The organism is Streptomyces sp. 35G-GA-8 (assembly GCF_023534745.1).
Taxonomy (GTDB): domain Bacteria; phylum Actinomycetota; class Actinomycetes; order Streptomycetales; family Streptomycetaceae; genus Streptomyces.
Window position 1 is genome coordinate 1 of record NZ_JAMHJQ010000002.1, and the last position, 26,689, is coordinate 26,689.

29 protein-coding genes and 2 pseudogenes are annotated in these 26,689 nt (G+C 71.0%); 13 read left to right on the forward strand and 18 right to left on the reverse strand.

The features are described from left to right. Together M1203_RS03115 and M1203_RS03120 are read right to left on the reverse strand one after the other, a co-directional pair. Window positions 1-322, reverse strand: a pseudogene (locus M1203_RS03115) (hypothetical protein); the annotation flags it as partial. A gap of 8 nt (window positions 323-330) precedes the next feature. Then, window positions 331-1,290 carry an alpha/beta fold hydrolase gene (locus tag M1203_RS03120; protein ID WP_249947930.1) on the reverse strand — a complete coding sequence of 320 codons (960 nt, stop codon included), beginning with the start codon at window positions 1,288-1,290 and terminating at the stop codon, window positions 331-333. A gap of 111 nt (window positions 1,291-1,401) precedes the next feature. Between M1203_RS03120 and M1203_RS03125 the strand changes: the two genes are divergently transcribed. From M1203_RS03125 to M1203_RS03140, 4 genes are all read left to right on the forward strand, one after another. Further along, complete coding sequence (locus tag M1203_RS03125; protein WP_249947931.1) at window positions 1,402-1,626, forward strand: hypothetical protein; 225 nt, start codon at window positions 1,402-1,404, stop codon at window positions 1,624-1,626. A 156-nt stretch (window positions 1,627-1,782) separates the two neighbouring features. Then, window positions 1,783-2,424: a TetR/AcrR family transcriptional regulator gene (locus tag M1203_RS03130; protein WP_249947932.1), complete on the forward strand. Its 642-nt coding sequence runs from the start codon at window positions 1,783-1,785 to the stop codon at window positions 2,422-2,424. A 120-nt stretch (window positions 2,425-2,544) separates the two neighbouring features. Then, on the forward strand, window positions 2,545-2,772 hold the full coding sequence (locus M1203_RS03135; RefSeq protein WP_030352887.1) for a DUF3107 domain-containing protein: 228 nt from the start codon (window positions 2,545-2,547) through the stop codon (window positions 2,770-2,772). A 235-nt stretch (window positions 2,773-3,007) separates the two neighbouring features. Continuing rightward, on the forward strand, window positions 3,008-3,280 hold the full coding sequence (locus M1203_RS03140; RefSeq protein WP_249947933.1) for a hypothetical protein: 273 nt from the start codon (window positions 3,008-3,010) through the stop codon (window positions 3,278-3,280). A gap of 76 nt (window positions 3,281-3,356) precedes the next feature. On the opposite strand, the gene M1203_RS03145 is transcribed toward M1203_RS03140, so the two are convergent. Next, window positions 3,357-4,103: a ferritin-like fold-containing protein gene (locus tag M1203_RS03145; protein ID WP_030352889.1), complete on the reverse strand. Its 747-nt coding sequence runs from the start codon at window positions 4,101-4,103 to the stop codon at window positions 3,357-3,359. 516 nt (window positions 4,104-4,619) lie between these two features. Here M1203_RS03145 and M1203_RS03150 point away from each other — a divergent pair. Together M1203_RS03150 and M1203_RS03155 are read left to right on the forward strand one after the other, a co-directional pair. Further along, a complete protein-coding gene (locus M1203_RS03150) occupies window positions 4,620-6,596 on the forward strand; it encodes a DEAD/DEAH box helicase (RefSeq protein WP_249947934.1) in 1,977 nt (658 codons plus the stop codon). A 123-nt stretch (window positions 6,597-6,719) separates the two neighbouring features. After that, entirely contained in the window at window positions 6,720-7,562 is an 843-nt protein-coding gene (locus M1203_RS03155) for an alpha/beta fold hydrolase (protein ID WP_249947935.1), read from the forward strand. A 47-nt stretch (window positions 7,563-7,609) separates the two neighbouring features. Here the strand turns inward: M1203_RS03155 and M1203_RS03160 are convergent, their stop codons facing one another. From M1203_RS03160 to M1203_RS03185, 6 genes are all read right to left on the reverse strand, one after another. Continuing rightward, window positions 7,610-8,533: an NYN domain-containing protein gene (locus M1203_RS03160; protein WP_249947936.1), complete on the reverse strand. Its 924-nt coding sequence runs from the start codon at window positions 8,531-8,533 to the stop codon at window positions 7,610-7,612. Window positions 8,534-8,679: 146 nt separating this feature from the next. Then, a complete protein-coding gene (locus M1203_RS03165) occupies window positions 8,680-8,901 on the reverse strand; it encodes a hypothetical protein (protein ID WP_249948548.1) in 222 nt (73 codons plus the stop codon). 68 nt (window positions 8,902-8,969) lie between these two features. Next, complete coding sequence (locus M1203_RS03170) at window positions 8,970-9,575, reverse strand: MarC family protein (protein WP_249947937.1); 606 nt, start codon at window positions 9,573-9,575, stop codon at window positions 8,970-8,972. 164 nt (window positions 9,576-9,739) lie between these two features. Beyond that, window positions 9,740-10,609 carry a PHP domain-containing protein gene (locus M1203_RS03175; protein ID WP_249947938.1) on the reverse strand — a complete coding sequence of 290 codons (870 nt, stop codon included), beginning with the start codon at window positions 10,607-10,609 and terminating at the stop codon, window positions 9,740-9,742. 71 nt (window positions 10,610-10,680) lie between these two features. Next, complete coding sequence (locus M1203_RS03180; protein WP_249947939.1) at window positions 10,681-11,319, reverse strand: DUF6758 family protein; 639 nt, start codon at window positions 11,317-11,319, stop codon at window positions 10,681-10,683. Between the two features lie 144 nt (window positions 11,320-11,463). Further along, the gene (locus M1203_RS03185; RefSeq protein WP_249947940.1) at window positions 11,464-12,060 is read right to left on the reverse strand and encodes a suppressor of fused domain protein; all 597 of its coding nucleotides are present in this window, start codon (window positions 12,058-12,060) and stop codon (window positions 11,464-11,466) included. 452 nt (window positions 12,061-12,512) lie between these two features. Between M1203_RS03185 and M1203_RS03190 the strand changes: the two genes are divergently transcribed. Together M1203_RS03190 and M1203_RS03195 are read left to right on the forward strand one after the other, a co-directional pair. After that, complete coding sequence (locus M1203_RS03190; protein ID WP_249947941.1) at window positions 12,513-13,637, forward strand: magnesium and cobalt transport protein CorA; 1,125 nt, start codon at window positions 12,513-12,515, stop codon at window positions 13,635-13,637. Between the two features lie 56 nt (window positions 13,638-13,693). After that, window positions 13,694-14,266, forward strand: coding sequence for a hypothetical protein (locus tag M1203_RS03195; RefSeq protein WP_249947942.1), 573 nt, complete (start codon window positions 13,694-13,696; stop codon window positions 14,264-14,266). On the opposite strand, the gene M1203_RS03200 is transcribed toward M1203_RS03195, so the two are convergent. After that, window positions 14,263-15,045: a hypothetical protein gene (locus M1203_RS03200; protein ID WP_249947943.1), complete on the reverse strand. Its 783-nt coding sequence runs from the start codon at window positions 15,043-15,045 to the stop codon at window positions 14,263-14,265. The genes M1203_RS03195 and M1203_RS03200 overlap by 4 nt on opposite strands. A gap of 206 nt (window positions 15,046-15,251) precedes the next feature. On the opposite strand from M1203_RS03200, the gene M1203_RS03205 reads away from it, so the two are divergent. Genes M1203_RS03205 through M1203_RS03215 form a run of 3 tightly spaced genes read left to right on the forward strand, consistent with a single transcriptional unit; the run spans window position 15,252 to window position 18,315 of the window. Continuing rightward, window positions 15,252-16,529: a magnesium transporter MgtE N-terminal domain-containing protein gene (locus tag M1203_RS03205; protein WP_249947944.1), complete on the forward strand. Its 1,278-nt coding sequence runs from the start codon at window positions 15,252-15,254 to the stop codon at window positions 16,527-16,529. Next, on the forward strand, window positions 16,522-17,112 hold the full coding sequence (locus M1203_RS03210; protein ID WP_249947945.1) for a DUF1003 domain-containing protein: 591 nt from the start codon (window positions 16,522-16,524) through the stop codon (window positions 17,110-17,112). Before M1203_RS03205 ends, M1203_RS03210 begins: the two co-directional genes overlap by 8 nt. 42 nt (window positions 17,113-17,154) lie before the next feature. Then, complete coding sequence (locus M1203_RS03215; protein ID WP_249947946.1) at window positions 17,155-18,315, forward strand: Mrp/NBP35 family ATP-binding protein; 1,161 nt, start codon at window positions 17,155-17,157, stop codon at window positions 18,313-18,315. Between the two features lie 61 nt (window positions 18,316-18,376). On the opposite strand, the gene M1203_RS03220 is transcribed toward M1203_RS03215, so the two are convergent. From M1203_RS03220 to sigE, 5 genes are all read right to left on the reverse strand, one after another. Beyond that, entirely contained in the window at window positions 18,377-19,042 is a 666-nt protein-coding gene (locus M1203_RS03220; RefSeq protein ID WP_249947947.1) for a hypothetical protein, read from the reverse strand. 114 nt (window positions 19,043-19,156) lie between these two features. Continuing rightward, window positions 19,157-19,645 (reverse strand): sec-independent translocase, encoded by a 489-nt coding sequence (locus M1203_RS03225; RefSeq protein ID WP_249947948.1) that lies wholly within the window; start codon window positions 19,643-19,645, stop codon window positions 19,157-19,159. 94 nt (window positions 19,646-19,739) lie between these two features. Continuing rightward, window positions 19,740-21,521: a trypsin-like peptidase domain-containing protein gene (locus tag M1203_RS03230; RefSeq protein ID WP_249947949.1), complete on the reverse strand. Its 1,782-nt coding sequence runs from the start codon at window positions 21,519-21,521 to the stop codon at window positions 19,740-19,742. Between the two features lie 89 nt (window positions 21,522-21,610). Then, a complete protein-coding gene (locus M1203_RS03235) occupies window positions 21,611-22,495 on the reverse strand; it encodes a zf-HC2 domain-containing protein (RefSeq protein ID WP_249947950.1) in 885 nt (294 codons plus the stop codon). Further along, on the reverse strand, window positions 22,492-23,250 hold the full coding sequence (sigE, locus tag M1203_RS03240; RefSeq protein WP_249947951.1) for an RNA polymerase sigma factor SigE: 759 nt from the start codon (window positions 23,248-23,250) through the stop codon (window positions 22,492-22,494). The genes M1203_RS03235 and sigE overlap by 4 nt, the downstream gene beginning before the upstream one ends. A gap of 141 nt (window positions 23,251-23,391) precedes the next feature. Between sigE and M1203_RS03245 the strand changes: the two are divergent. Further along, window positions 23,392-24,058 (forward strand): annotated as a pseudogene (locus tag M1203_RS03245) (O-methyltransferase). 167 nt (window positions 24,059-24,225) lie between these two features. Here the strand turns inward: M1203_RS03245 and M1203_RS03250 are convergent. Next, window positions 24,226-24,393, reverse strand: a complete 168-nt coding sequence (locus M1203_RS03250; RefSeq protein WP_003966491.1) for a DUF3117 domain-containing protein — start codon at window positions 24,391-24,393, stop codon at window positions 24,226-24,228. Between the two features lie 312 nt (window positions 24,394-24,705). Between M1203_RS03250 and M1203_RS03255 the strand changes: the two genes are divergently transcribed. Continuing rightward, entirely contained in the window at window positions 24,706-25,509 is an 804-nt protein-coding gene (locus M1203_RS03255) for an enoyl-CoA hydratase/isomerase family protein (protein WP_249947952.1), read from the forward strand. A gap of 29 nt (window positions 25,510-25,538) precedes the next feature. On the opposite strand, the gene M1203_RS03260 is transcribed toward M1203_RS03255, so the two are convergent. Both M1203_RS03260 and M1203_RS03265 read right to left on the reverse strand, forming a co-directional pair. Beyond that, window positions 25,539-26,165 (reverse strand): DNA-3-methyladenine glycosylase I, encoded by a 627-nt coding sequence (locus tag M1203_RS03260; protein ID WP_283958165.1) that lies wholly within the window; start codon window positions 26,163-26,165, stop codon window positions 25,539-25,541. Then, entirely contained in the window at window positions 26,162-26,557 is a 396-nt protein-coding gene (locus M1203_RS03265; RefSeq protein ID WP_249947953.1) for a DivIVA domain-containing protein, read from the reverse strand. The genes M1203_RS03260 and M1203_RS03265 overlap by 4 nt, the downstream gene beginning before the upstream one ends. Window positions 26,558-26,689: the final 132 nt, after the last annotated feature.

The window sequence follows — 26,689 nt, forward strand, 5'->3', positions numbered from 1 at the left end:
CGGGCGCGCCGGGCTGCTTGGGCGGGGCCGCGGCGCGCGCGGCGGGGCCGCGCGGAGCGCTCTGGCGCCGCTCACCGCCCCAGCCGCCGCCGGCCTCCCGCTGCTCGGGGTGACCGCCGCGCACCTGCGGCACGCCCTGCGCGGGGGTGGCGTAGGCCGGGCCGCCGTGCTGCTGTTCCGGGTCCGCCTCCTGGCCGTCCGGTCCGCGCCCGCGCCGTCCCTTGCCGGATCCGGCCCGCGCCGGGGCCGGTTCGCCCGCCGCGACCGGGGCCGTGGACCGCGTGCCCTGGGGTGCGGGGCCCTTGCGGCTGTGTCGTCCCACGGCCCGGATCAGCTCCTGTCGTAGTCATCGATGAGTTCCCGGCAGGCCTGCGCGACCTGCTGCGGGTACTCCATCATGGCAACATGTCCGGCGTCGGGGAGGGTCAACAGCCGGGAACCGCGGAACGCGGCCGACGCTCTGCGGGCCATCCGGTACGAAACGAGCAGGTCCCGCCCACCGTAGACGAGCAGTGTCGGCGCCAGCACCCGCTCGGCCTGCCGCCACAGCCCATGTTGACCACCCAGGGTGTACGCGTTGACGATACCGCGCGCCGAGTTGGTCATCGCGTCCCAGAAATAGGGCAGTTGCAGCCGCCGCTCCATCTCCTGCACGGCGTGGCGCAGTTCCTCCTCGGTCACCGACGAGGGATCGCCGTACGTGATGTCCATCGCACCCCGGGTGCGCTGCTCCGGCGTCCAGTGCCGGGTCAGCCGGCCGAACAGCGAGGCGACTCCGGGCAGCGCGAGCAGCGCGGTCGGCAGCGCGGTGCGCTGGACCAGGATCTCCGGCAGCGCCGGCGAGACCAGCGTCAGGGTCCGCACCAGATCGGGTCTGGCCGCCGCGACGCGGGTGGCGACGGCGCCCCCGAGGGAGTTGCCGAAGAGATGGACGGGGCCGCGCCCCGCCACGTCCAGCAGCCGGATCACCGCGCGGGCCTGGCCGCTGACCGAGTAATCGCCGTTGTCCGGCGGCGGCGAGTCCCCGAAGCCGGGCAGATCGACGGCCTCGCCGTCGACGGTGTCCGCCAGGAGCGACATGAGCGCCGACCAGTTCTGCGACGAGCCGCCGAGCCCGTGCACATACAGCGCGGGCGGCGCGCCGGCCCGGGACGCCGGCCGGCTCCGTACGTTCAGCGTCAGTCCTGGCAGCGTGACGGAACGGAGCCGCTCCCCGTCCGCGACCCGTACGGGACTCACCTTCGGCGCCATGGCGGCGGCGACGGCTTCCGGCAGCTCGGTCGACGACATGCCGCAATGTTACGAGACGATCACGCCCCCGGCCCGTGTGTTCGGCGTCACAGGCCGCATGGCGTCTCGCACCCCCGGCTTCTAGGCTCTTAGGGAGAGAAAGGGCACGCCATGGCGGTTGACCCCACGGATCCCGAGACCTTCGAGACGAACGACGAGGAAGCCGAACTGGACGAGGAGGTCCCCGAAGCCGACGCCGCGGAACAGCACACGGACGTACGGCCCGGGGGCGACGAACCCCTGACGCGTACCGACCCGGACAGGGCCGACGAAGCGGACGCGGCCGATCAGGCACGGGCGGTCGGAACCGACGAGGACGACGACTACCGTCAGTGACCGGGCGCAAGGGGTCCCGCGACCAAGCGCCGGGTGCGCCCGCCGGAGGCTACCGGACCCCAAAAAAACGGGTCCTCACCACGCACAGCCGGGTTACCCAAAAGTACGATGGCCAGGCGGCGCACAGCGCGCACGGAACGAACTTTGGGAGGCGGCGTGACAGCCATAGAGCAGACAGAGGCGGCGCGCCCGCGAGGCACGCGCCTGCCGCGTCGCGCCCGACGCAATCAGCTGCTGGGCGCGGCTCAGGAAGTGTTCGTCGCACAGGGCTACCACGCGGCCGCGATGGACGACATCGCCGAGCGGGCCGGCGTCAGCAAGCCCGTCCTCTACCAGCACTTCCCCGGCAAGCTGGAGCTGTACCTCGCCCTGCTCGACCAGCACTGCGAGAGCCTGCTCCAGGCGGTCCGTACGGCGCTCGCGTCCACGACGGACAACAAGCAGCGCGTCGAAGCCACGATGGACGCGTACTTCGCCTATGTCGAGGACGAGGGCGGCGCCTTCCGGCTGGTCTTCGAGTCCGATCTGACGAACGAGCCCGCGGTGCGCGAGCGCGTGGACCGGGTCGCGCTCCAGTGCGCGGAGGCCATCTCCGATGTGATCGCCGAGGACACCGGGCTCTCCAAGGAGGAGTCCATGCTGCTGGCCGTGGGGCTCGGCGGCGTCTCCCAGGTGGTGGCCCGCTACTGGCTCTCCAGCGAGTCCGCGATCCCCCGTGATCAGGCGGTCCAGCTCCTCACCTCGCTGGCCTGGCGCGGAATCGCCGGCTTCCCGCTGCACGGCAGTGAGCCGCACTGAACGGCGGGTGTTCGCTGCGGGCGTTCCCCGCGGCGCCTTCCGGATGGTCACTCCGGGCTAATGTGTGCTGCGTACCGCGCGGCTGACCGCGCAACGCAGACCGTTCGGAGGGACATAGCCGTGGAGGTCAAGATCGGCGTGCAGCACACGCCCCGCGAGATCGTTCTGGAGAGCGGGCAGACCGCCCAGGAGGTCGAGCGCGCCGTCGCCGACGCGCTGGCCGGCAAGGCGCAGTTGCTCAGTCTCACGGACGACAAGGGGCGCAAGGTGCTCGTACCGGCCGAGCGGATCGCGTACGTGGAGATCGGTGAGCCGGCCACCCGACGCGTCGGGTTCGGCGCTCTGTAGTCACTGTCGTCACGAGTCACTGTCGTCACGGACATCCGGGAATGGCCCGGCGGGACATCCGCCGGGCCATTCCCCTGTCCATTCCTCTGTCCGTTACCCGCGAGTTCCGCTGTGCGCGTAGCCGCCCTCTCCCGGGGGGTCCGTCGGGGTTGCGTCCCGTGCGCTCCGGGTAGTGACGTGCTGGGCCCAAAAGCCCTGACCACATGTCACTTTCGGCGTCGTGAGGTGATCAGCAGTGATCTGGGAAGTTCTCGGATCGGTCCTGCTCGGACTCGGTCTTTCGTGGGCCGCCGCGAGCCGGCTGTCCCACCGGCTGCCGGCTCACCGGACGGTGTTCACGGCCGGGCCCGTCGGCGCGCTCTTCGGCGCCTATGTGACGCACATGGCGCTCGGCGCCGGTCATATCCCCGCGACGCTCATCGGCGCCCTGCTGGTGGGGGCGGTGCTGCTGTCGCTGTTGCTCCGCCCCACGCATCGGGCGCTGCGGCGCGCCCCGATCTCCTCCTGAACCCGTTCCCGACCGGTTCCCGACCGTTCTCGACCGGTCCCGGACCGTTCCCGTCCCATCCCGGAGGGCCGCCTGCTCAGGCGGCCAGTCCGAGAGCGGCCATCCGCTTGGTGTGCGCCTCGGTGATCCGGGAGAACATCCGGCCGACCTCCGCGAGATCGAATCCGTCCGCCACCCCGCCCACGAGCATCGTGGAGAGCGCGTCGCGCTCGGCCACCACCCGCTGCGCCTGGGAAAGCGCCTCGCCCATCAGCCGCCGCGCCCAGAGCGCCAGGCGCCCGCCGACCCGCGGCTCCGCCTCGATCGCGGCGCGGACCTTCTCCACGGCGAAGTTGCCGTGTCCCGTGTCGTCCAGCACGGCGAGCACCAGCGCGCGGGTGTCGGTGTCCAGCCGCGCGGCCACCTCACGGTAGAAGTCGCTGGCGATCGAGTCGCCCACGTACGCCTTGACCAGGCCCTCCAGCCAGTCCGACGGCGCGGTCAGCCGGTGGAAGTCGTCGAGCGCCTTCGCGAAGGGCTCCATCGCGCCGGTCGGCTCGGCGTCGATCGCCCGCAGCCGGTCGTTCAACCGCTCGAAGTGGTGGAACTCGGCGGCGGCCATCTTCGCCAGGGCGGCCTTGTCGGCGAGGGTCGGCGCGAGCTTGGCGTCCTCGGCCAGCCGCTCGAAGGCCGCCAGCTCCCCGTAGGCGAGCGCTCCCAGCAGATCCACGACGGCGGCGCGGTACTGCGGCTCGGCGGAGGCCGTGTCCCAGTCCTGGGCGGCGATCCCGGTGGGTTCCTCGGCTGCGGATGCGGGCGTGGTGGCGTTGTCGGGCGTCTCCATGGACCGCACAATAGCCCGCTCTTCGCGCCGCGTAAGGCCCTGGTCAGACACTGTGGCCACACCGTTCCGACGAATTCGCCCAACACACATGCGCGATTCCGGGGTACAGTGGTAATGGCGCCTGCCGAATATTCGGCGGGCGATCGCAGTGTTAGACAGTGTTTGAACGAGGGTCGTCCCTCGTACAGGCCCCATGAGGATGCCCGGTCGGTGGCCCGATCGGCTCCGACCCGACCGCCCTCCACGCGGATCGTACGCACAGCAGCGTACGGCCGCAGATGAGGGGCCCCCTCAGCGGTTCGAGCGCTCGAGCGACGGCAGTGGTCCCGCGCCATCCGGCCAATCCACGGCCGGCCGAGTATCCAGGTGCGGTACGACCCCCAGCGTTCGCCTCGCGCCGCGTCTCACAGAAGAGGCAGCACCCTGACTACGACTTTCCGAGACCTCGGAATCCTCCCCGAGACAGCCGAAGCGCTAGAAGCCGTCGGCATCCTGTCTCCGTTCCCCATCCAAGAGATGACGCTCCCCGTCGCGCTCTCCGGCAAGGACGTCATCGGACAGGCCAAGACCGGCACGGGCAAGACGCTCGGCTTCGGTCTGCCGCTCCTGGAGCGCGTCACCGTCCCCGCGGACGTCGAGACCGGCCGGGCCGGACCCGAGAAGCTCACGAACGCCCCGCAGGCGCTCGTCGTCGTCCCCACCCGCGAGCTGTGCACGCAGGTCACCAATGACCTGCTGACGGCCGGCAAGGTGCGTAACGTCCGAGTCCTGGCGATCTACGGCGGCCGTGCCTACGAGCCGCAGGTCGAGGCCCTCAAGAAGGGCGTCGATGTGATTGTCGGCACCCCGGGCCGGCTGCTCGACCTGGCGGGCCAGAAGAAGCTCGATCTCTCCCATGTGCGCGCGCTCGTCCTGGACGAGGCCGACGAGATGCTCGACCTGGGCTTCCTGCCCGACGTCGAGAAGATCATCCAGCTGCTGCCGCCCAAGCGGCAGACGATGCTGTTCTCCGCGACGATGCCGGGCGCGGTCATCGGTCTCGCCCGCCGTTACATGTCGCAGCCCACCCACATCAGCGCCACCTCGCCGGACGACGAGGGCGCGACCGTCGCCAACACGACGCAGCGCGTCTACCGCGCCCACTCCATGGACAAGCCGGAGATGGTCGCCCGCATCCTCCAGTCCGAGGGCCGCGGCCTGGCGATGATCTTCTGCCGTACGAAGCGTACGGCCGCGGACATCGCCGACCAGCTCGCCCAGCGCGGCTTCGCCTCCGGCGCGGTCCACGGCGACCTGGGCCAGGGCGCCCGCGAGCAGGCGCTGCGCGCCTTCCGCAACGGCAAGGTCGATGTGCTCGTCTGCACCGATGTCGCCGCGCGCGGTATCGACGTCGAGGGCGTGACCCATGTGATCAACTACCAGTCGCCCGAGGAGGAGAAGACCTACCTCCACCGCATCGGCCGCACGGGCCGGGCGGGCGCGTCGGGTACCGCCGTCACGCTGGTCGACTGGGACGACATCCCGCGCTGGCAGCTGATCAACAAGGCGCTGGACCTCGGCTTCCCGGACCCGCCGGAGACGTACTCCACGTCCCCGCACCTGTTCGAGGAGCTGAACATCCCCGCCGGGACCAAGGGCGTCCTGCCGCGCGCGGAGCGTACGCGCGCCGGTCTGTCGGCGGAGCGGGTCGAGGACCTCGGCGAGACGGGCGGTCGCGGCCGTAAGTCCGCCGCCCCCGCCGCGGCGGTACGGGAAGAGCGCCCGGCCCGTACGCGCACTCCGCGCCAGCGCCGCCGCACCCGTGGCGGGACCCCGCTGGGGGCGGCCGGTACGGCGGCCGAGCCGCAGTCCCCGAGCGCGGAGCCGCGGTTCCAGACCGCGGTGCCGCAATTCCAGACCGCCGAGCCGCAGTTCCAGACCGCCGTGCCGATGGACGTGCCCGAGCGCGTGGAGCGGGCCACCGAGCCGCGTACCCCGCGCCGTCGCCGCCGTACCCGCGGCGGACCCGGCGCCGTGACCGGGACGCCGGCCGTGGAGACCGCGGAGATCTCGGCCACCGTCACGGCCCCGGACGCCGTGGCGGAGCCGGTTGTCTCCGACCCGGAGGCGGAGCCCGTGGCCAAGCCGCGCCGCCGTCGCACCCGGGCCGCGAAGCCCGCGGCCGACGCGGCCACGACGGTCGAGACGGCCGCGGTCACCGAGCCGGTCGACGCCCCCGAGGCGCCGGTCGCCGAGACCAAGCCGCGCCGCCGTACCCGCGTCGCCAAGTCCGTGGCCGAGGCCGCGGAGTCGGCGGTGGTGCAGTCGGCGGACGCCAAGGGCGAGGCCCCCGTCGCGGAGACCAAGCCGCGTCGCGGCACCCGCGTCGCCAAGCCGGCCGCCGAGGCCGTCGAGGCCGCCGCGACCGCGGAGGCACCCGAAGCGGACGCGGAGGCCACGCCCAAGCCGCGCCGCCGCCGTACGCGCACGACAGCGGCGAAGACCGAGAGCTGACGTACGCGCGCACCACAGCCGGATGGCCCGACGCCCCCAGACGGGGGGTGCCGGGCCATCGGCGTTCCCGGACCTCCCCCACCCCCAAAGGCATCGCAGGGCCTCAGGCCCTAACCTCTTCGCATGAGTCGGCCGCCCACGTTCGTCCCGCCCTCCTGTGCCCGCGCCCGTACGCTCGCGACCCGTCGCGGCCCCTTCGCCACGCTCGACGCGCGGCCGGCCGGGGAGCCGCGCGGCACCGCGCTGATGCTCCCCGGGTTCACCGGCAGCAAGGAGGACTTCATCGCGCTGCTGGAGCCCCTTACGGCGGCCGGCTACCGGGTCGTCTGTGTGGACGGCCGCGGCCAGTACGAGACCGAGGGCCCGGACACCGAGGACGGCTACGCGCAGAGCGAGCTGGCCGCCGACGTACTGGCGCAGACGGAGGCGGTCGGTTCGCCCGTACATCTGCTCGGGCACTCGCTCGGCGGGCTGATCGCCCGTGCCGCCGTGCTGCTCGACCCCGGCCCGTTCGTGACGCTGACGCTGCTGTCCTCCGGGCCCGCGCGGGTGTCCCCGGTCCAGCGGGAGCGCGCCGAGCTGCTGAGCGGGGCGCTCAGGGCCATGACGATGCAGCAGGTCTGGGAGATCATGCGGTCGATGGATCCCCCCGAGGAGACCGCGATCGACGGGGAGGATCTGCGCAGGCGCTGGCTCCTCACCCGGCCGGCCCAGCTGATCGCCACCGGCCGCCAGCTGACCGAGGAGCCGGACCGGGTCGACGAGCTGGCCGCCGTACAGCCGCTGCCCAAGCATGTGATGTCGGGCGAACGGGACGACACCTGGCCGGTGCCGCAGCTGGACGAGATGGCGCGGCGGCTCGGCGCCCGCCGGACGGTCATCGAGGGAGCCCAGCACTCGCCCAACACCGACCGGCCGCGGGAGACCGCCGCGGCGCTCAGGGACTTCTGGGACACCCGCGGCTGACCGCCGTCACGGGACGGCCGGTCGCCGGCCGGGTCGGTGCCGGGCCGTCAGTACTGCGCCTGCAAGTGCTGCCAGAATCCGTCCCGCAGCGACCGCCGCAGCATGGCATGGCCCCTCAGTGACCGCTGGAGCAGCTTCTCCGCCTCGATCAGCAGATCCTGGTCCACCGGGCCCGGCAGATACGGATGGCCCGGCAGCAGCTCGGACATGGCTTCCCTGCCGCGCTCCGCCAGCCATGTCGCGGCGATCTGCGCGCCGATGAACCGCACCTGGTCGCGGGAGGGCGGCGGCTCGCCCTCGTGCTCGTACGTGGTGACCGGGCGGCGGGTGACATACGGCTTGCAGAAGTCCAGGTCGAAGGTGCGCTGGCTGTCGACCTCCCACAGCAGCGGCTCGGCCTGGTTGCGCCCCTCGCCCGCCTCGATGCCCCAGAGGTGCACGCGCGCGCCGTACCCCTGGGCCGCCTCGACGGCCGAGACCAGGTCCTCGTCACCGCCGACCAGCGCCGCGTCACTGATGGCGCGGTGCCGGGCGAGCGATTCGAGATCCGTACGGATCAGGGAGTCGACGCCCTTCTGCTGGTTGTTGGCGTTGAGGTTGCCGAGCCTGACCTTGACGTCGGGCAGTTCGGCGATGGACTGCTGCTCCGAGGTGTGGATCCGGCGCCTGGCGCCGTCGTACCAGTACACGCGGAGCAGTCTGCTGTCCGCGAAGATGATCCGCGCCTTGTCGATGAAGGCCTCGATGAGCCCCTCGGCGTCCAGATCGAAGGCGCGCCGGTCCTCGGTACCCGCCACAAGCAACCCGGCCGCAGCATAGACGTAACCGGCGTCGACGAAGATGGCATGTGTGGACGGAGTCTTGGCGACCTCGGCGAGCATGCGCTGGAGCAGTGCGTTGGTGCGCTCCAGACGGGCGCCGATGTCGGCGATCTCCGGGTTGATCTCCGGGTTGATCTCTGCCTCTCTCATACAGCCTCGCTCATCCACCGTTCATTCTCTGCGGACGCGGCTGTACCCCGCCAGTACTTAGCCACCCGAAAAATTTCCTTAGCGTAGGGAATGTTTGCAGAGGGCAAGGCGTTGCAGCCAGATGTAACTGCCGACGGCCCCGCCCGTCACCCATAGTTCTCCAGCAGGAGGATCAGACGAAGGGAGAAGCCTTGCGCTTCGAAATCATGCGACTCGACGATGTTGACGGCTCCGCTGTCGACAGCACCGTTGTTGACGCCGCCTCCGTCAATCGGATCGTGCAGCAGGCCGCCGCGATGGGCCAGCGCATCTATATCCGCCCGGCCGAATCCTCGGCCTCGTAACCCCTCTCCCTTCGCGACGCGCACCACAGCGACCGGCCGCGAACCGACGAAGCGCCCCTGTACGGATCACTCGTACGGGGGCGCTGCCCATGTCAGGCGCCCTGGATCACCTGGGTGACGCCATTGATGATCTGCTGAACGGCAATGGCCGAAAGCATCATCCCCGCCAGCCGGGTCACCAGCACCACTCCCCCGTCCTTGATAAGGCGGATGATCAGCAGCGAGTAACGCATCGTCAGCCAGAGCACGACATGCATCGCGACGATCGCCGCCCAGACCGAGACCTGCGCCGAGGCGCCGTCGGCGTGCTGTACGGCGAGGATGACGGACACGATCGCGCCGGGTCCGGCGAGCAGCGGCATGCCCAGCGGTACGAGCGCCACATTGACGTCCTTCGTCTGCTGGGGCTCGTCGGTCTTGCCGGTCAGCAGATCCAGCGCGATGAGCAGCAGGAGCAGTCCGCCGGCGATCATCAACGCCGGTACGGAGACATGGAGATAGTCCAGGATCTGCTGGCCCAGCAGCCCGAAGACGGCGATCACACCGAAGGCGACGGCCACCGCCTGCCAGGCCATGGCGCGCTGGACCTTGGCGGGCCGGCCGGAGGTGAGGGCGAGGAAGATCGGGGTGATCCCGGGAGGGTCCATGATCACGAAGAGCGTGAGGAAGAGGGAGCCGAAAACGGCGAAGTCGAACACAGTGAGGGCCTAGCGATACGGAGGGACGAGGGAACGGGACGGTCGCGCGCGGGCGCGACGAGGCGCGGGCGCGAACGCGCCGTCGCCATGAGGAAGCCATAGGGAGCGGAACGGAACGGATACGGCGGGGAACGGATACGGCGTCGGTACGGGTACGGCCGGGCTTACGCGCGTCCGCCCGCGCCCGGCACCGGGAAGGCGCCGGAGGCCCGCCGGGTGATCTCGCCGTAGATCTCCGGGTCGGTGGTACAGGCGCCGAGTTCGACGAACTTGCGGCTGCCGTGGTAGTCGCTGGATCCGGTGGTCAGCAGGCCCAGTTCGGCGGCCAGTGCGCGCAGCCGGGCCCGGGTCGGCGCGTCGTGATCCATGTGGTCGACCTCGATGCCGTCGAGACCGGCCGCGGAGAGCCGGGCGATGGCGGACTCGGGCACGACCCGGCCCCGCTTGACGGCCTGCGGATGCGCGAACACGGTGACCCCGCCGGCGGCCTTGACCAGGCGGATCGCCTCGAAGGGGTCGAGCTCGTGCTTCTCCGCGTACGCGCGTCCGCCGTCCGCGAGCCACTCCTGGGTGAAGGCGTCGGAGACGGTCTCGACGACGCCGAGTTCGACGAGGGCGGTGGCGATGTGCGGGCGGCCGAGGGAGGCGTCGCCCGCGATGCGCGCCACCTGCTCCCAGGTGATCGGGACGCCCAGCTCCTGGAGCTTGCGGACCATCGTCCGCGCGCGCGGCACGCGGTCGTCCCGTACCAGCTCTCGCTCGCGCAGCAGGTCCGGTTCGTCCGGGTCGAAGAGATACGCCAGCAGGTGCAGGCTGATGCCGTCGAACCGGCAGGAGAGCTCGGCGCCGGTGACGAGGGTGAGGTCGCGGTCGAGGTCCGGGAGCGCGGCGATCGCCTCGGCGTGCCCGCGGGTGGTGTCGTGATCGGTCAGCGCGATGATGTCGAGCCCGCCGGCGGCGGCGTTGCGCACCAGCTCGGCCGGGGTGTCCGTACCGTCCGAGGCCGTGGAGTGGGTGTGCAGATCGATGCGCACGACGCGTCACTCCGGAGGTTCGGGGCGGACAGGGGGACGCCCAAGGATAACGGCACCCCCGGGAGGGCCCGTCAGGAGAGCAGCCGGGGCGACAGGGCTCCGCAGGGCAGCAGCTCCATCTCCGCGCCCACGTCCCGCAGATCGGTCAGCACCACCTCGTCGTAGAGCAACAGCCCCGACTGCTCGGGCCAGACGATGGCCCACAGCCACAGCCCGAGCGCCTCGCCCGCGAAGACCGCGCGGTCCTCCGGGGCGTCGGCGACATGCCAGAGCGGAGTGGGCCTCCCGGCCGCGAGCAGCTTCGTCGGTGGTGGCTTGTCGACGCATATGGCCGGGCCCGGGTCCGGGCCGTCGATCCCCGCGTAGCGCGCGCCGAGCCCCACGCCCAGCTCCTCGGCGACGAGCAGCAGCTCCCCCATGCCGCCGAGCGGCCCGGGTCCTGAGCAGGCGACGGCGGTGGCGCGTCCGCCGCTGCGGTCGTCGCCCGCGTACGCCACGCCGGTGAAGAGCCAGCCGACGGGCAGCGGCCAGGGCATCCACACCGGCACCCGGGCGCGGTGCACCACGACGCCGAGGGCCTCGACGCTGGGCGGTATCACGGGCTGCAGCGGGTGCACCGTGCCATGTACATCGCACTGCCAGGAGTCGGCGAAGAGGCCGGGCGCCCTGACTCGGCCACCGCACTTCGGGCAACTGGGTTCGCCCCTCATAGCGCCCCACGCTCCTCCCCGGCCGACGCCGCGTCAAGGACGATCACCCTTCCGGTCGGAGTCCGGACGCCGAGAAATACATGCAACCAGCATTAATTAGCTTGACTAACTTATTGTGGGCGGACCTCGGCGGGACCAGCCCGCTCAGTCCAGGGGCACGGAGGCGCGCAGCGGGTCGCGCAGATCCGTGCCCCGCGCGAGCCAGCGCTCCTCAAGCTCCCGCGCGCCTCTGACCCGCTTCCACGCCGCCTCATTGGGCGTCATCGGCAACAGCGGCAGAAACCGCACCGGCTCCAGCGGCGCGTCCAGCTCCAGATCCGCCACCAGCCCACCGGGCTCACCGACCAGTACGGAGCTGAAGGGCGCCCCCGGCCACAGCGGCTCACCGAGGTCGAGCGAGCTGCCCGGCGCCACGATCACGCCCTCGACCTGCGGGGAAGCGGCCAGCACCGCCAGCGGGCGGAGCACCTGATCGGTGTCGGCGAGCCCGGCGCGCAGCGACAGCACCAGCTCGGCCCGAGGCCCCTTCGCCGGGTCGGCGAGCAGCGCCGACGGGTCCGCCATCGGCTGCGCCGACATCCCGAGCGTGGCGTACCGCACCACATCGGAGCCGCCCTGGGAGTCCAGGAAGCGCAGCACCTCGAAGCGGTCCGTCCCGAGGAACGTCACCGCGGCGCGCGCGTCCGGCTCACCCAGCGCCGTACGGAGCCGGGCCTCGACCTGATCAAGAATTTCTCCCATCCGGCGAGCATAGGTCGCGTAAGGATTGGGCAAGGAACGGAGTTGGCCCCCAGTCTGCTGATAGTCTTGGCCGCTGGTCGGGACAGCACACGCGGAAGCGTTGGTCTCTTGTCCCGACGACACGTCATCCCCCACGGGGGACCGACCGGAGGAGGTGGGGCTGCGGTGGATCGAAGTCACCCGGCCAGTACCAGCCGCTCTTCCGTACGGACCTCTCGTCCGGTGATCTGACGCCCCGTCCCCCGGGCCCACGGCATCTCGCACGACGGAAGAGCACGTCTCTCAGTACCTGAGCAGTACCTGAGTTCTCTGCCTGTCCGTAGCGAACCTGTCTGTAGCGAACGCCGTCACCGCGACCCCGCGGTGCCGCCCGCTTTGCGGACGTATGCATCACGTCCCCATTCCGGGCTGTGCCACGCCTCGCCGACGGCCTCTCCGTGAAGGAGCCCGCCATGTCGATGATCCGTGACCTGCGCGCAGCCGTCCGTCCGGCCCTGCGCAAGCCCAAGCCCGCGTACAGCAAGTACGACACGTACGACGCCACCCGTGACCCCTCCGCGTCGAGCGCGGTGGTCGACTGCGCGGTCTACCGCGACGGCCGGCGGGTCACCGAGAACCCCTGTGTCACCCCGCACGAGGCGATGCTGCGGGTGCGCGAGGGCGGCGGCTTCGCCTGGATCGGCCTGCACGAGCCGACCGAGGAGGAATTCGCCGGTATCGCGGCCGAGTTCGGGCTGCACCCGCTGGCGGTGGAGGACGCGGTGCACGCGCACCAGCGGCCCAAGCTGGAGCGGTACGACGACACCCTGTTCACCGTCTTCAAGACCATCCACTACGTCGAGCACGCCGAGCTGACCGCGACCAGCGAGGTGGTCGACACCGGCGAGGTCATGTGCTTCACCGGCCGGGACTTCGTGATCACCGTCCGGCACGGCGGCCAGGGCTCGCTGCGCGCGCTGCGCCACCGGCTGGAGAGCGACGCCGAACTCCTCACCAAGGGCCCCTCGGCCGTGCTGCACTCCATCGCCGACCATGTCGTCGACGGCTATGTCGCGGTCGCGGCGGCGGTCCAGGACGACATCGACGAGGTCGAGATCGATGTGTTCTCGGCGCCCGCGAAGGGCAGCCCGCGCGGCTCGGACGCCGGGCGGATCTACCAGCTCAAGCGCGAGGTGCTGGAGTTCAAGCGGGCCGTGTCCCCGCTGCTGCGGCCGATGGAGCTGCTGAGCGAGCGGCCGATGCGGCTGGTCGACCCGGACATCCAGAAGTACTTCCGCGATGTCGCCGACCATCTGGCCCGGGTGCATGAGCAGGTCATCGGCTTCGACGAGCTGCTGAACTCGATCCTCCAGGCGAATCTGGCGCAGGCGACGGTCGCGCAGAACGAGGACATGCGCAAGATCACGTCCTGGGCGGCGATCATCGCCGTACCGACGGCCGTGTGCGGTGTCTACGGCATGAACTTCGATCACATGCCGGAGCTGGGGTGGAAGTACGGCTATCCCATGGTGCTCGCCGCGATCGCCACCATCTGTGTGACGATCCACCGCACCCTCAAGCGGAACGGCTGGCTCTAGAGACTGCCCGGAGAGACCGTCAGGCCGCTCTCCCGGCGGCTGGATAGGCTGCGGGCATGACAGATCCAGACCTCGGGCACGACCTCGGGCCCGACCTCGGCCAGGTCCTCGTCGAAGAGGCCACCAAGAAGTCGGGCCTCATCTGGGTGCGCGGCTCGGGCCCCGACCGCGCGCTGTGGCACGTATGGCACGAGGGCGCGGCGCTGCTGGTCGGGGACGGCCCCGGGGAGCAGCCGCTGCCGGGGCTCGTGGACGGCTCCGCCGCCGAGGTGACCGTACGCAGCAAGGACAAGGGCGGCCGGCTCGTCGTCTGGACGGCGGCCGTCGCGGAGCTGGCGCCGCACTCGGAGGGCTGGGAGGCGGCCGTCGCCGAGCTCAAGGGCAAGCGGCTGAACGCGCCCGACGCCGAGGTGATGACGGAGCGCTGGGCGCGCGAGTGCCGGGTGCTGCGGCTGACGCCTCGGGCCGCGACCACCGACCTGCCGGACTCCTCGCTGGCGGCGGCGCCGCTGCCGACCTCGGCGACGACCCGTCAGCCCCTGCCCGCCCCGCTCGGCCGGCTGCTGCTCAAGCGCGACAAGGGCCATGGGAAAGGCCGTGCGAAAGGCCGTGGGAAAAGCAAGGACTAGTCGCTGGTGGCCGGGAGCCGACTGCCGTAGTCGAGGGTCTCGCCCTTGGCCGGCGGCGCCAGTTCGAAGTCGCGGCCCCAGTCGCCGAGCGAGAGCGTCCCCGCGCCGCCCGCACGCACCAGTTGCAGCGGGTACGGAGTGCCCTCCAGCGAGACGTCCAGCGTCCCGCCGTCGCCCTCACTGCCATTGATCTTGATGGTCTTCACACCGCCGATGCGGTCGCGGGCGCCCTTGTTCAGCTTGCCGTGCAGCGTCAGTATCCCGGCGAGCAGCACCTTCATGTCGGTGAAGCCGCTCAGCTGCTTGTACGAGGGGTCGTCCTCCGGGACCTTCACATACTTGTCCTGGAGTTTGTCGGCGGCCTCGGCGTCCGAACCGCTCGGCTTGGTGGTCTCCTTGCCGTCCTCGCCGTCCTCGTCGCCCGTGTGACTCCAGAAACCGGCGTCGGCCTTCAGGAAGAGGGCGTCCTCGATGCGCAGCAACTGGAAGGTGCTGTTCTTCGAGGTGACGGTGCCGGTCCCGCCGTTCGTCTTGAGCCGCATATTGAGCTTGAAGGTCTCCCCCTGGGTGACCAGCGTGCCGGAGAGCCTGACCGCGCCGGCGGCGTTCGCCGACGTCCGCGCCTTTCTCTCGATCTCGGTGGCGGAGAGCTTGCCGACCCCGTTCGTGCCCTCGTCCGGGTCTTCACCGCATGCCGTGAGAACCGCGGCCAGCCCCACGCAGAACGCGACGGGGAGAGCGATCCGGCGGGCACGGCCGGACGACAGGAGAACGGTCACAGACGCACTGCCTCTCACACACGGCTGGGGGGTGACAGACCGCAGCGTACCCGGGCCGGAGGCACGCCTCGACAGGGAGCCGCACCGTCGTCGGGGGAACGCCGTACGGACGGATCCGTCAGGGCATACCGCAGCGGTACGGGCTAGCCTGAACCCGTTATCCCGCCGGATAGAAGGACAACCGAGGGCGAAGGAGGCGCTGGGAAATGGCGGCAGGCGCCCCCCGGATCTTTGTCTCGCATATCGCCGGTGTGGCCGTCTTCGATCCGGCCGGCGACCAGGTGGGCCGGGTCCGCGATCTCGTCGCGATGCTGCGGGTCGGCGGCCGTCCGCCCCGGCTGCTCGGGCTGGTCGTCGAAGTACTCAGCCGGCGCCGGATCTTTCTGCCCATGACCCGGGTGACGGGCGTCGAGTCGGGCCAGGTGATCAGCACGGGCGTGCTCAACATGCGCCGCTTCGAGCAGCGGCCCACCGAACGCCTCGTACTCGGCGAACTGCTCGACCGCCGGGTGCGGCTCGTGGAGAGCGGCGAGGAGGTGATGGTCCTCGATGTCGCCATCCGTCAGCTGCCGGCCCGCCGCGACTGGGAGATCGACAAGGTCTTCGTACGGCGTGGCAGGAAGGGCGGCGCCCTGCGGCGGCGCGGGGAGACCCTGACCGTCGACTGGTCCGCGGTCACGGGCTTCTCGCTGGAGGAGGAGGGCCAGGGCGCGGAGAATCTTGTCGCCACCTTCGAACGGCTGCGCCCGGTCGAAGTCGCCAATGTGCTGCACCATCTGACGCCGAAGCGGCGGGGCGAGGTGGCCGTCGCCCTCGATGACGACCGGCTCGCCGATGTGATGGAGGAGTTACCCGAGGACGACCAGGTGGAGATCCTCGGCAAGCTCAAGGAGGAGCGCGCGGCCGATGTCCTGGAGGCGATGGACCCGGACGACGCGGCCGACCTTCTCTCCGAGCTGCCCGAGAGCGACAAGGAGCGGCTGCTCACGCTGATGCGGCCGGACGACGCCGCCGATGTGCGGCGGCTGATGTCGTACGAGGAGCGCACGGCGGGCGGTCTGATGACGACCGACCCGATCGTGCTGCGGCCCGACGCGACGGTGGCGGACGCGCTCGCGCGGGTACGGCTCCCGGACCTCTCCCCCGCGCTCGCGGCGCAGGTCTATGTCTGCCGGCCGCCGGACGAGACGCCGACGGGCAAGTATCTGGGCACGGTGCACTTCCAGCGGCTGCTGCGGGATCCGCCGTACACGCTGGTCAGCTCGATCGTCGACAGCGATCTGCCGCCGCTCGCGCCCGACACCACGCTGCCCGCGATCACCAGCCATCTCGCCGCGTACAACATGGTCTCGGCGCCGGTGGTGGACGAGGGCGGATCGCTGCTCGGCGCCGTGACCGTCGATGACGTACTCGACCACCTGCTGCCCGACGACTGGCGGGAGACCGGTTACCACGGGCTGGACGGGGCGGCCCGTGGTGAGTGAGCGGCCCGACAGGGAGCCAGGACGGGAGCGCGCGCGGACCGGCTCCGGGGCCGGGTCGACCGCGCTTCTGCGGGGTGGCCGGATCAGGCTCGACCAGCCGGCCCTGCCACGGCGCCGACTGCTGCCCGAGTACGACCCCGAGGCTTTCGGGATGCTCTCGGAGCGCATCGCCCGCTTCCTGGGGACGGGGCGCTTCATCGTCTGGATGACGCTGATCATCATCGTCTGGCTCGTCTGGAACGTCACGGCCCCGAGCGAACTGCGCTTCGACCCCTACCCGTTCATCTTTCTGACGCTGATGCTCTCCCTCCAGGCCTCGTACGCCGCGCCGCTGATCCTGCTGGCACAGAACCGCCAGGACGACCGGGACCGGGTCACACAGGAGCAGGAGCGCAAGCAGAACGAGCGCTCGATCGCGGACACCGAATATCTGACGCGCGAGATCGCGGCGCTGCGGATCGGTCTGGGCGAGGTCGCCACGCGCGACTGGATCCGGTCGGAGCTTCAGGATCTGGTGCGGGACATGACGGAGCAGCGCTCACCGCCCCCGGCGGAACCAGGCCGCGAGGAAACCGGCCGCTGACGGGTTTTCCCGAGCCGGTACGGATCGCCGTACCATCTCGGTATGGCTACCGACACGTACGGAACCGCCGCCCCCGCGGAAGAAGCGGTGCGCGAGGCACTGGCGACGGTGAACGACCCCGAGATCCATCGGCCGATCACCGACCTGGGCATGGTCAAATCGGTGGATATCGGTGCGGACGGCGCGGTGGCCGTCACGGTCTATCTGACGGTGTCCGGCTGCCCGATGCGCGACACGATCACCCGGAGCGTGACCGAAGCGGTCGCCCGGGTCGCGGGTGTCACGCGCGTGGACGTCACGCTGGACGTGATGGGCGACGAGCAGCGGCGCGCGCTGGCGGCCTCCCTGCGCGGCGGCACCGCCGAGCGCGAGGTGCCGTTCGCCCAGCCGGGGTCCCTGACCCGGGTGTACGCGGTGGCGTCGGGCAAGGGCGGTGTCGGCAAGTCCTCGGTGACGGTCAACCTGGCCGCCGCGATGGCGGCCGACGGGCTCAAGGTCGGTGTGGTCGACGCGGACATCTACGGGCACAGCGTGCCGCGGATGCTCGGCTCGGACGGCAGGCCCACCCAGGTCGAGAACATGATCATGCCGCCGTCGGCGAACGGTGTGAAGGTGATCTCCATCGGGATGTTCACCCCGGGCAACGAGCCGGTCGTCTGGCGCGGGCCGATGCTGCACCGCGCGCTCCAGCAGTTCCTCGCGGACGTCTACTGGGGCGATCTGGATGTGCTGCTGCTCGACCTGCCGCCGGGGACCGGCGATATCGCGATCTCCGTGGCGCAGCTCGTGCCGAACGCCGAGATCCTGGTGGTGACCACCCCGCAGCAGGCCGCGGCCGAGGTCGCCGAGCGGGCCGGTTCCATCGCCGTACAGACCCATCAGAAGATCGTCGGTGTGGTCGAGAACATGTCGGGTCTGCCGTGCCCGCACTGCGACGAGATGATCGACGTCTTCGGCACCGGCGGCGGCAAGCTGGTCGCCGAGGGGCTGACGAAGAGGACAGGCGCCGAGGTGCCGGTGCTCGGGGCGATCCCGATCGATGTACGGCTGCGGGAGGGCGGCGACGAGGGCAAGCCCATCGTGCTCTCCGACCCCGACTCCCCGGCCGCCGCCGCGCTGCGCGGGATCGCCGGCAAGCTGGGCAGCCGGCAGCGCGGCCTGTCGGGCATGTCGCTGGGGATCACCCCGCGCAACAAGTTCTGAGCCGGGCCTGACTGATCAACAGGTAAGGGGCGGCCGCCTATTGCGGCCGCCCCTTACTGTTCTAAGCCGCGTACGTCCTGATGTCCTCGATCACCGAGAAGCCGAGGCCATAGGGGCTCATCCCGCGCCCGTACGCCCCGAGGTGCACCCCGCGGCGCGTCGAGCCGGCCAGCACCCAGCCGAACTCGGACTCGCGGTAGTGGAAGGGCGTCGGCTCCGCGTCGACCGGCAGCGAGAGCGTCGTCCACTCCGGCCCGTCCAGATCGTCGGCCAGCTCGAACGCCGCCTCCGTCTGCTGGTCCAGCCAGTTGTCACGCAGCGCGTGGTCCAGCTGCGGGGGCCAGGTGAAGGCCAGCAGCCCCGAACCGGCCAGCCAGGCCGCGGAGGAGGCCGTGGTGGCGTCCAGGTGGCCCGTACCGTCACCGGAGCGCCGTTCGGGGCTCGTGGCCACCGTCACGACCACCGCGAAGCGTTCCCTGTGGGCGGCCGAAGCCTCCGGTCTTATCGACGGCTCCTCACCATGGCCCGTGGCGCCGTGCCGTACCGCTCCGTCCGCCGTCGCGCCGACCTGCATGAGCCAGCGCGGGCCGTTGAAGGCACCGTCCAGTCCGTACCAGGGGAAAGGCGCCCGCAGATAGCCTTCGACCGTACGCAGGGCGGCCGGCACCCCTCCGGCCTTGGCTGAGCCGGCCGCGTCCCGCGTACCTGCCCGACTCGTCGTCTCCATCTGCCGGCGCCTCCTCGATCGTGAGCGTCCGGAGCGGCCCGCCGCCGACGGGCGCCTCACTGCCGAACAGATGGAGGATAGCCACCAGGTCCCGACTCATCGGGTTAGTCGTACTCAGGTGGCGTCTGCGTCGAAGGGCGGACGCGCGGGCTGAGCGGGCTTCTCGGGCTTCTTGAGCAGGTCGGGGATGGTGGAGGAGCCCTTCGCGGACGACCCGATCGCAGCGGAGCCATTCGTGGAGACCGGCGTCGCGGGGACATCCGCGTCGGACGCGCTCTCATGGCCGTTCACCGCGTCCGCGACCTCGTTCATCTCCTTGCGGAGGTCGAAGCTGCTGCGGATCTCGTTCAGCCCCAGATCGTCGTTGTCCATCAACTGCTTACGGACGAACGTCTTGGGGTTGAGGTCCTCGAATTCGAAGTCCTTGAACTCCGGGCCGAGCTCGGAGCGGATGTCTTCCTTGGCACTCTCGGAGAACGCGCGGACCTTTCTTATGAAGCCCGAGACATCCTGAATGACCTTGGGCAGCTTCTCGGGACCGAAGACGATCACGGCGAGCACCGCGAGCGCGATCACCTCAAGGGCGCCAATGTCATTGAACACGTGCTGCTCCTCGGGGTGGATCGAAGGTTGGGCGAGGTCCGGGCCGCTCCACGGTACCTGCCGGAACTGTCCGGGCGGTACCTTCTGGTGGCCGTCAGGTGCCGTCCGCGGAGCCGAGAGTCAACTTCATGGTCCGCTCTTTACCTCCGCGGGTCAGTGTCAGCTCCAGCTGGTCGCCCGGGCGGTGGGCGCGGATCTTGATGATCAGCTCCTCGCCGCTGTGCACGCGCCGGCCGTTCACTTCCGTGATGACGTCCCCCGGCTTGATTCCGGCCTTGGCTCCCGGGCCGCCCGAGGTCACCGCGGGACCGCCGTCGGCGCCCTCGTCACCGACCCGGGCGCCGTCGCCCGCGTACTCCATGTCGAGGCTGACGCCGATCACGGGGTGCGTGGCCTTCCCGGTGTTGATCAGCTCCTCGGCGACGCGCTTGCCCTGGTTGATCGGTATCGCGAAGCCGAGACCTATGGAGCCCGACTGGCCGCCGGTGAGGCCGGTGCCGCTGTCCGCGGCGCGGATCGCGCTGTTGATGCCGATGACCCGGGCCCGGGTGTCCACCAGCGGGCCTCCGGAGTTGCCGGGGTTGATCGGGGCGTCCGTCTGGAGCGCGTCCACATAGCTGATGTCGCTGCCGTCGCCCTTCTCACCGCCCGCGGTGATGGGGCGCTGCTTGGCGCTGATGATCCCGGAGGTCACGGTGTTGGACAGATCGAAGGGGGCGCCGATGGCCACGACCGGATCGCCGACCTGGACGCTGTCGGAGTTGCCCAGCGGGAGCGGCTTGAGCCCGGAGACGCCGGTGACCTTGACGACGGCGAGGTCGTAGCCGGTGTCCTTGCCGATGAGTTCCGCCCTGGCGGTCTGGCCACCGCTGAACGTGACCGATATCTCGCCGGAGGAGCCGGCCGGATCGACGACATGGTTGTTCGTCAGGATGTGGCCCTGCCGGTCGAGGACGAAGCCCGTGCCGGTGCCCTGCTCGCCGCTGCCGCTGACATGCAGGGTGACGACGCTCGGGAGCGCGCTGGCGGCGATGCCCGCGACGCTGTCGGGGGCCCGGCCGCCGGCCTCCGCGTCGGCCTGCGGGAGTTCGACGTCGGTGAAGCCGCCGTTGCGTTCGATGTACGCGCCGACCGCGCCGCCGAGAACACAGGCGGCGAGGGCCAGCGCCCCGGCGGCGACGAGCCCGGCCCGCCGGCCGCGCCGCTTGCGCGGCTCGCCGTACTGGGTCAGGGGCTGGGGCCCCGGCGGGTTCCAGGGGTCGTACCGCAGCCACTGCGACGTCTCGGGCAGGCCGGGCGTCTGGGCGTGGGGGTGTGCCTGGCCCTGTGCCTGGGACGGCGGGGGCAGGGGCTGGGACATCGGCGGGGGCTGATGTCCCGGCTGGTGATGCGGCGGCTGATGCGCCTGGTGCGGCTGCGCGTGCGGCTGGTGCGGAATCAGACCCCCCGGCGGCGCCTGGTGTGCGGGCGGCGGCATCGGTGTGCCATGGGCCGGGGTGGGGCGCTGTACGGGCGGAGCGAGCGCCCAGGGGCCGGGGCCGCCGTAGGGCGGTGTGCTGTAGGCGTCGGGCTCGTGCAGCGGCTGCGGACGCCCCTGCGGCACCGGAGCCGCGTCAACGGGCGCCGGAGGCGCATCGGCGGGCACGGGAACCATGTCAGCGGGCACGGGAGCCACATCGGCGGGCGCGGGTGTCGAGTCGGCGGGCACGGGGGCCGGGGCGGCCATCTCCGATGGTTCGTCAGCGACGGGGGGATGCTGCGCCGTCACCTCGTCACTCCGCGCCGGCGATACCCCGGGCCCCTGCGGTATCGCGCCCTCCGCGGAGGGACGGCTCCACCACTTCGCCTTGGGTCCGGTCGGCTTCCCGTCGTCCATGCTCTCCCCGCAACTGCTGTTCCACGCCCGTGACGGGCACCCCTGCCAAGGATTCAATCAGGTTTACGGATTTTCGCGCAGGGGGCCGCTCAGCGTCGGGCGGAAAGCGGTGCGCCGGGCAGTGTCGGCGCGGCCATCTGGGTCGGGTTGGGCGTGGCCGTGGGGCTGATCCCGGACGCCTCGTCGATCTGGAGGGCCGAGCCGGTGGGCTGGATCAGCAGCGCCGCGGCCGGACCGACCAGGGCGCCCGGCGAGTAGGGCCGCTCGGAGAGCGTCTGCGTCTGGAACACGCCGGGAGGGGCCGCGGGGGTCGGGCGTTCCGCGGACCGCGACAGCGCTCCGCCGCCGCTCTGACGCCGGGAGGACTCACCGCCGACAGCGGCGGGGCCCGCGGTGCCGGGGGCCCGCATGGGTGTCACATTGTTGCCCGCGCCCCGGGGCAGGGCATCGGCGGCCGTGCCGAGCGGCATCGTCCCGCCGAGGGCCATCGCGGCGAACGACACCGCGCTGGCGGCGGCGAAGGCGAACCGCTTGCCGCGCCAGGGCGACCGCTCGGCCTCCTGGCGTCCGACCTCATGGATGCGGAAGCCGGAGCCGCTGGGCAGTACCGCGGCGTGCGCGCCCGCCGGGACATAACCGAAGCCATCGGCGCGGACGCCGAAAACGCCCTCACCAAAGCGCCCCCCGTCGAAGAGCCCTTTTCCGTTGTCGTCATCACCGCCCCCGGAGCCGGGCAGGCCGCCCGGCAGTCCCTGGAGTCTGGCGAGCAGCCCGGCGGAGGGCGGCGGCGGAGCGGACTGGGCGAACACACTCTTCAGCCGGCGCTGGGCATCGGCCTCCGCCTTGCACTTGGCGCAGGTGGCGAGATGGGCCAGCACGCGTTCACGCGCGTCATGGTCCAGTTCTCCGTCCACCAAGGCGGCGAGTCTGTCCCCCAAGTGCTGCTCGGCGGGGGTGGGGCTGGTGCCACTCACGCCGCTCCGCCCTCCCCGGCCACACTCACGAAGGCCCGCTGCTCGGCCCTGGCCTCGGGGGAACGGTGCTGGAGAGCCTTGCGCAGATGCGAACGCCCGCGATGGATCCGGCTGCGTACGGTGCCGAGCTTGACACCGAGCGTGGCCGCGATCTCCTCGTACGAAAGCCCCTCGATGTCGCAGAGCACCACGGCGGCACGGAATTCGGGCGCGAGGGTGTCCAGCGCCTGCTGGACGTCCGCGTCGAAGTGCGTGTCGTGGAAGACCTGCTGCGGCGACGGCTCACGGCTGGGCAGCCGCTCCGCCGCGTCGTCACCGAGCGCGTCGAACCGGATCCGCTGCTTGCGCCGGACCATGTCGAGGAAGAGGTTGGTGGTGATGCGGTGCAGCCAGCCCTCGAAGGTGCCGGGGGTGTAGGTCGACAGCGAGCGGAAGACCCGGACGAAGACCTCTTGGGTCAGGTCCTCGGCGTCGTGCTGATTGCCCGTGAGGCGGTAGGCGAGGCGGTAGACACGTCCGCTGTGCGTGCTGACGATCTCCTCCCAGCTGGGAGGCGTCCACGCCTGCGATTCCGCATCCGATGCGAAGGTCGCGGTAACTGCGGAGTCGGTGGAGCGAGAACGGTCAGCGATGTTGGTCACGGATTTCGGCTTGCCGGCCGACCTGAGAAAGCGCGTCAGCACTCCTCCCCGATCCACAGGCTCAGCCGCACCTCCCCTATCGGCTCTGGTGGTGTCCAGTGGAGCCCCTACCATAGCCACTCCGCCCGTTAGCTCCGGATAAGAATCTTTACGTGAAATTAGGCCCGGTCGCAGGTCTTGATCCAGGTGTTCCCCGCTTCTTCTTAACGCCCGGTCCCATCTGCGGGTTCCCGGGCGCAGCGGATACAGTCACCGTTGCGCCGCCAACGGGGACAAGGAGAGGGTCATTACCGCCAACCGGCAGACGAGCTGGGCGTTCGCCGACGCCTTTGTCGCCGAGGACGAGGCACTGCTCTGGGCCCGGGACCGGGCCCGCGAGACAGGGCTCCGCTCGGTGTCACCAGGCACCGGCGCCGCGCTGCGTCTGCTCGCTGCCACTCTGGACGCGAAGGCGGTCGCCGAGATCGGCACCGGTACCGGCGTCTCGGGTACGTATCTGCTCCAGGGCATGCGGCCGGACGGCGTCCTGACCACGGTCGACACGGAGCCCGAGCGCCAGCAGTTCGCCCGGCAGGCCTTCCGGGCCGCGGGCTTCGCGGGGAACCGCGCGCGGTTCATCCCCGGCGGTGCCCTGGATGTGCTGCCCCGGCTCGCGGACGGCGGTTATGACCTCGTCTTCTGTGACGGCGACCGGCTGGAGTGCCTCGACTATCTCGCTGAATCGTTGCGGCTGCTGCGCCCCGGCGGGCTGGTCTGTTTCGAGGGCGTCTTCGCGGGCGGCAGGACGGTGGACTCGGCGGCCCAGCCCGCGGAGGTGCTGAGGCTGCGGGAGCTGCTGCGGACCGTACGGGAGAGCCCGGAGCTCCAGTCGACGCTGCTGCCGGTGGGCGACGGCCTGCTCTGCGCGATGCGGCGCGGCTAGGGCCTGAACGGGATAAAGAACAAGGTCCGGGATAAAGAACAAGCCAGAACGAGCCGCCGGAATTCGGACCGGACAGGACTCTGCCCCGGCACGGACATATCCGTGCCGGGGCAGAGTCCTGTCCGTCCAGAGGTGACCGAGCACCCCGGAGACTGTGAGCGCTCCGCTCAGCCGACGACCTTCTTCAGAGCGTCGCCGAGCGCATCCGCCTCGTCCGGAGTCAGCTCGACGACAAGCCGACCGCCGCCTTCGAGCGGAACGCGCATGACGATGCCCCGCCCCTCCTTGGTCACCTCGAGCGGGCCGTCGCCCGTTCGCGGCTTCATGGCCGCCATGCTCGTTCCCCTTCCTGAAACCAGCTCATCGCAGCCGGCGGCCCCATGACAGGCGCTGTGTCACCGGCATCGAACACATTGCTTCCAGCCCATTATCCCGCATGGCGGGACCCGATGACCAACATCGGACGGCATCGCTTGCGCAACGCGCTCTCGCAAAACCCCTCAATTCGGCGATCCGCCTGCGATACTTCGCCGCCGTGCGCTCCACCGGGGCCCGACTTTCTTAGACGCAGGTCACATGCCCGCCGCCGGCGATCTCCGCCATGCTGGGGCCGGACAGGACTGCCCGAGCCGCGAAGGGGACCGATCATGGCCGACACCGTGCTGTACGAGGTGCGCGACGGACTCGCAACGATCACGATCAACCGGCCCGAGGCCATGAACGCGATGAACGTCGCCGCCAAGGTCGCGCTCCGGGACGCGCTGGAGGCCTCCGCCGCCGACCCGGACGTGCGCAGTGTGCTGCTGACCGCCGCGGGCGACCGGGCGTTCTGCGTCGGACAGGACCTCAAGGAGCACACCGCGCTGCTGGAAGCGGACCGGGCCGCGGGCACCGGCGACACGATGAGCACCGTCCGCGAGCACTACAACCCGATCCTGCGGGCAATCACGGACATGCCCAAGCCGGTGGTGGCGGGTGTCAACGGGGTCGCGGCGGGCGCGGGCCTCGGGTTCGTCCTCGCGGCGGACTACCGGGTCGTGGCGGACACGGCCGCGTTCAACACGTCCTTCGCGGGGGTCGCGCTGACCGCGGACTCCGGGGTCTCGTGGACACTGCCGCGGCTGGTGGGCCGGAGCCGGGCGACGGATCTGCTGCTCTTCCCGCGCTCGGTGCCGGCCACCGAGGCGCAGGAATGGGGGCTGGTGCACCGCCTGGTGCCGGCCGCCGAGCTGGCGGCCGAGTCCGCCGCCGTGGCCCGCGCCCTGGCCTCGGGGCCGACGCTCGCCTACGCGGCGATCAAGGAGTCCCTGGCGTACGGAGCGGCCCACTCGCTGGCCGAGACGCTGGAGAAGGAGGACGAGCTCCAGTCCCGGGCGGGCGCCTCGGAGGACCACACCATCGCCGTGCGCGCGTTCCTGGCCAAGGAGAAGCCGCGGTACGTGGGCCGCTAGGGCGCGTACCGAGACCGTCGGGCCCCTCGTCAGCCCCGCGTCGCAGCCGCGCGCGGGGCGGCACCGGCGCGCGGGGCGCTGTCCCGTACGAAGCAGTCCGCCAGATGATCGTTCACCAGACCGCATGCCTGCATCAGTGCATAGGCGGTCGTGGGGCCGACAAAGCGGATGCCGGCCTTCTTGAGTGCCTTGGCGAGCGCCGTGGACTCGTCGGTGACGGCCGGTACGTCGGCGCTCGTGAGGGGGGCCGGGCGCTTCGCCGCGTCCGGTGCGTACGACCAGATCAGCGTGTCCAGCTCGCCCTCGGGCCAGTCGGCGAGGACGCGCGCGTTGGCCAGCGTGGCGTCGATCTTGGCGCGGTTGCGGATGATGCCCGGGTCGACGAGCAGCCGCTCCCTGTCCGCGTCGGTGAACTCCGCCACCGACGCGATCTTGAACGAGTCGAAGGCGCTGCGAAAGCCCTCGCGCCGGCGCAGGATCGTGATCCAGGACAGCCCGGACTGGAACGCCTCCAGACTCAGCCGCTCGAACAGGGCGTCGTCGCCATGGACCGGGCGGCCCCACTCGGAGTCGTGATACGCGACGTAGTCCTCCGTCGACATGCCCCAGGGGCAGCGCGGCTTCCCGTCGGGGCCCGTCACCGCGTCGCCGGTCATCGGTCGGTGCCCTCTCCGGGCTCGCCGAAGAGATCTCCGGGCTTGTCGAAGAGGCCTCCGGGCTTCTTGAAGAGGTCGGGCGAGGAGACGGCGGTGGCCTGGACCCCGGCCAGCGCCGACTCCAGCTCCGCGATCCGCGCGTCCCGCTCCGCCAGCTCCGCGCCGAGCCGGCCGAGCACCTCGTCCACCTCCGCCATGCGGTAGCCGCGCACCCCGACCGGCAGTCGCAGCGCCTCGACATCGGCGCGGCCGACCGGGCGGGTCAGCGGCAGGGGATCCACCAGCCCTTCCGGAGCGGCCTCCGGCAGAAGCGGGCGGTCGCCGCCGCCGACGACCGCGAGCGTGACCGCGGCGACGACCACGACCATCGCGATGAGCAAGAACAAGAACACGAGCTTCTCCCCGGGCAGGAAAACGTCCGGTCCCGATCGTGCCATGCCCCACTGACAGCCGGGGCCGTCCGCGCTCCCGGACGGCGGGAGGACCTAAGGTCACTGGCGGGCGAATACAAGGAGGAACCAGGG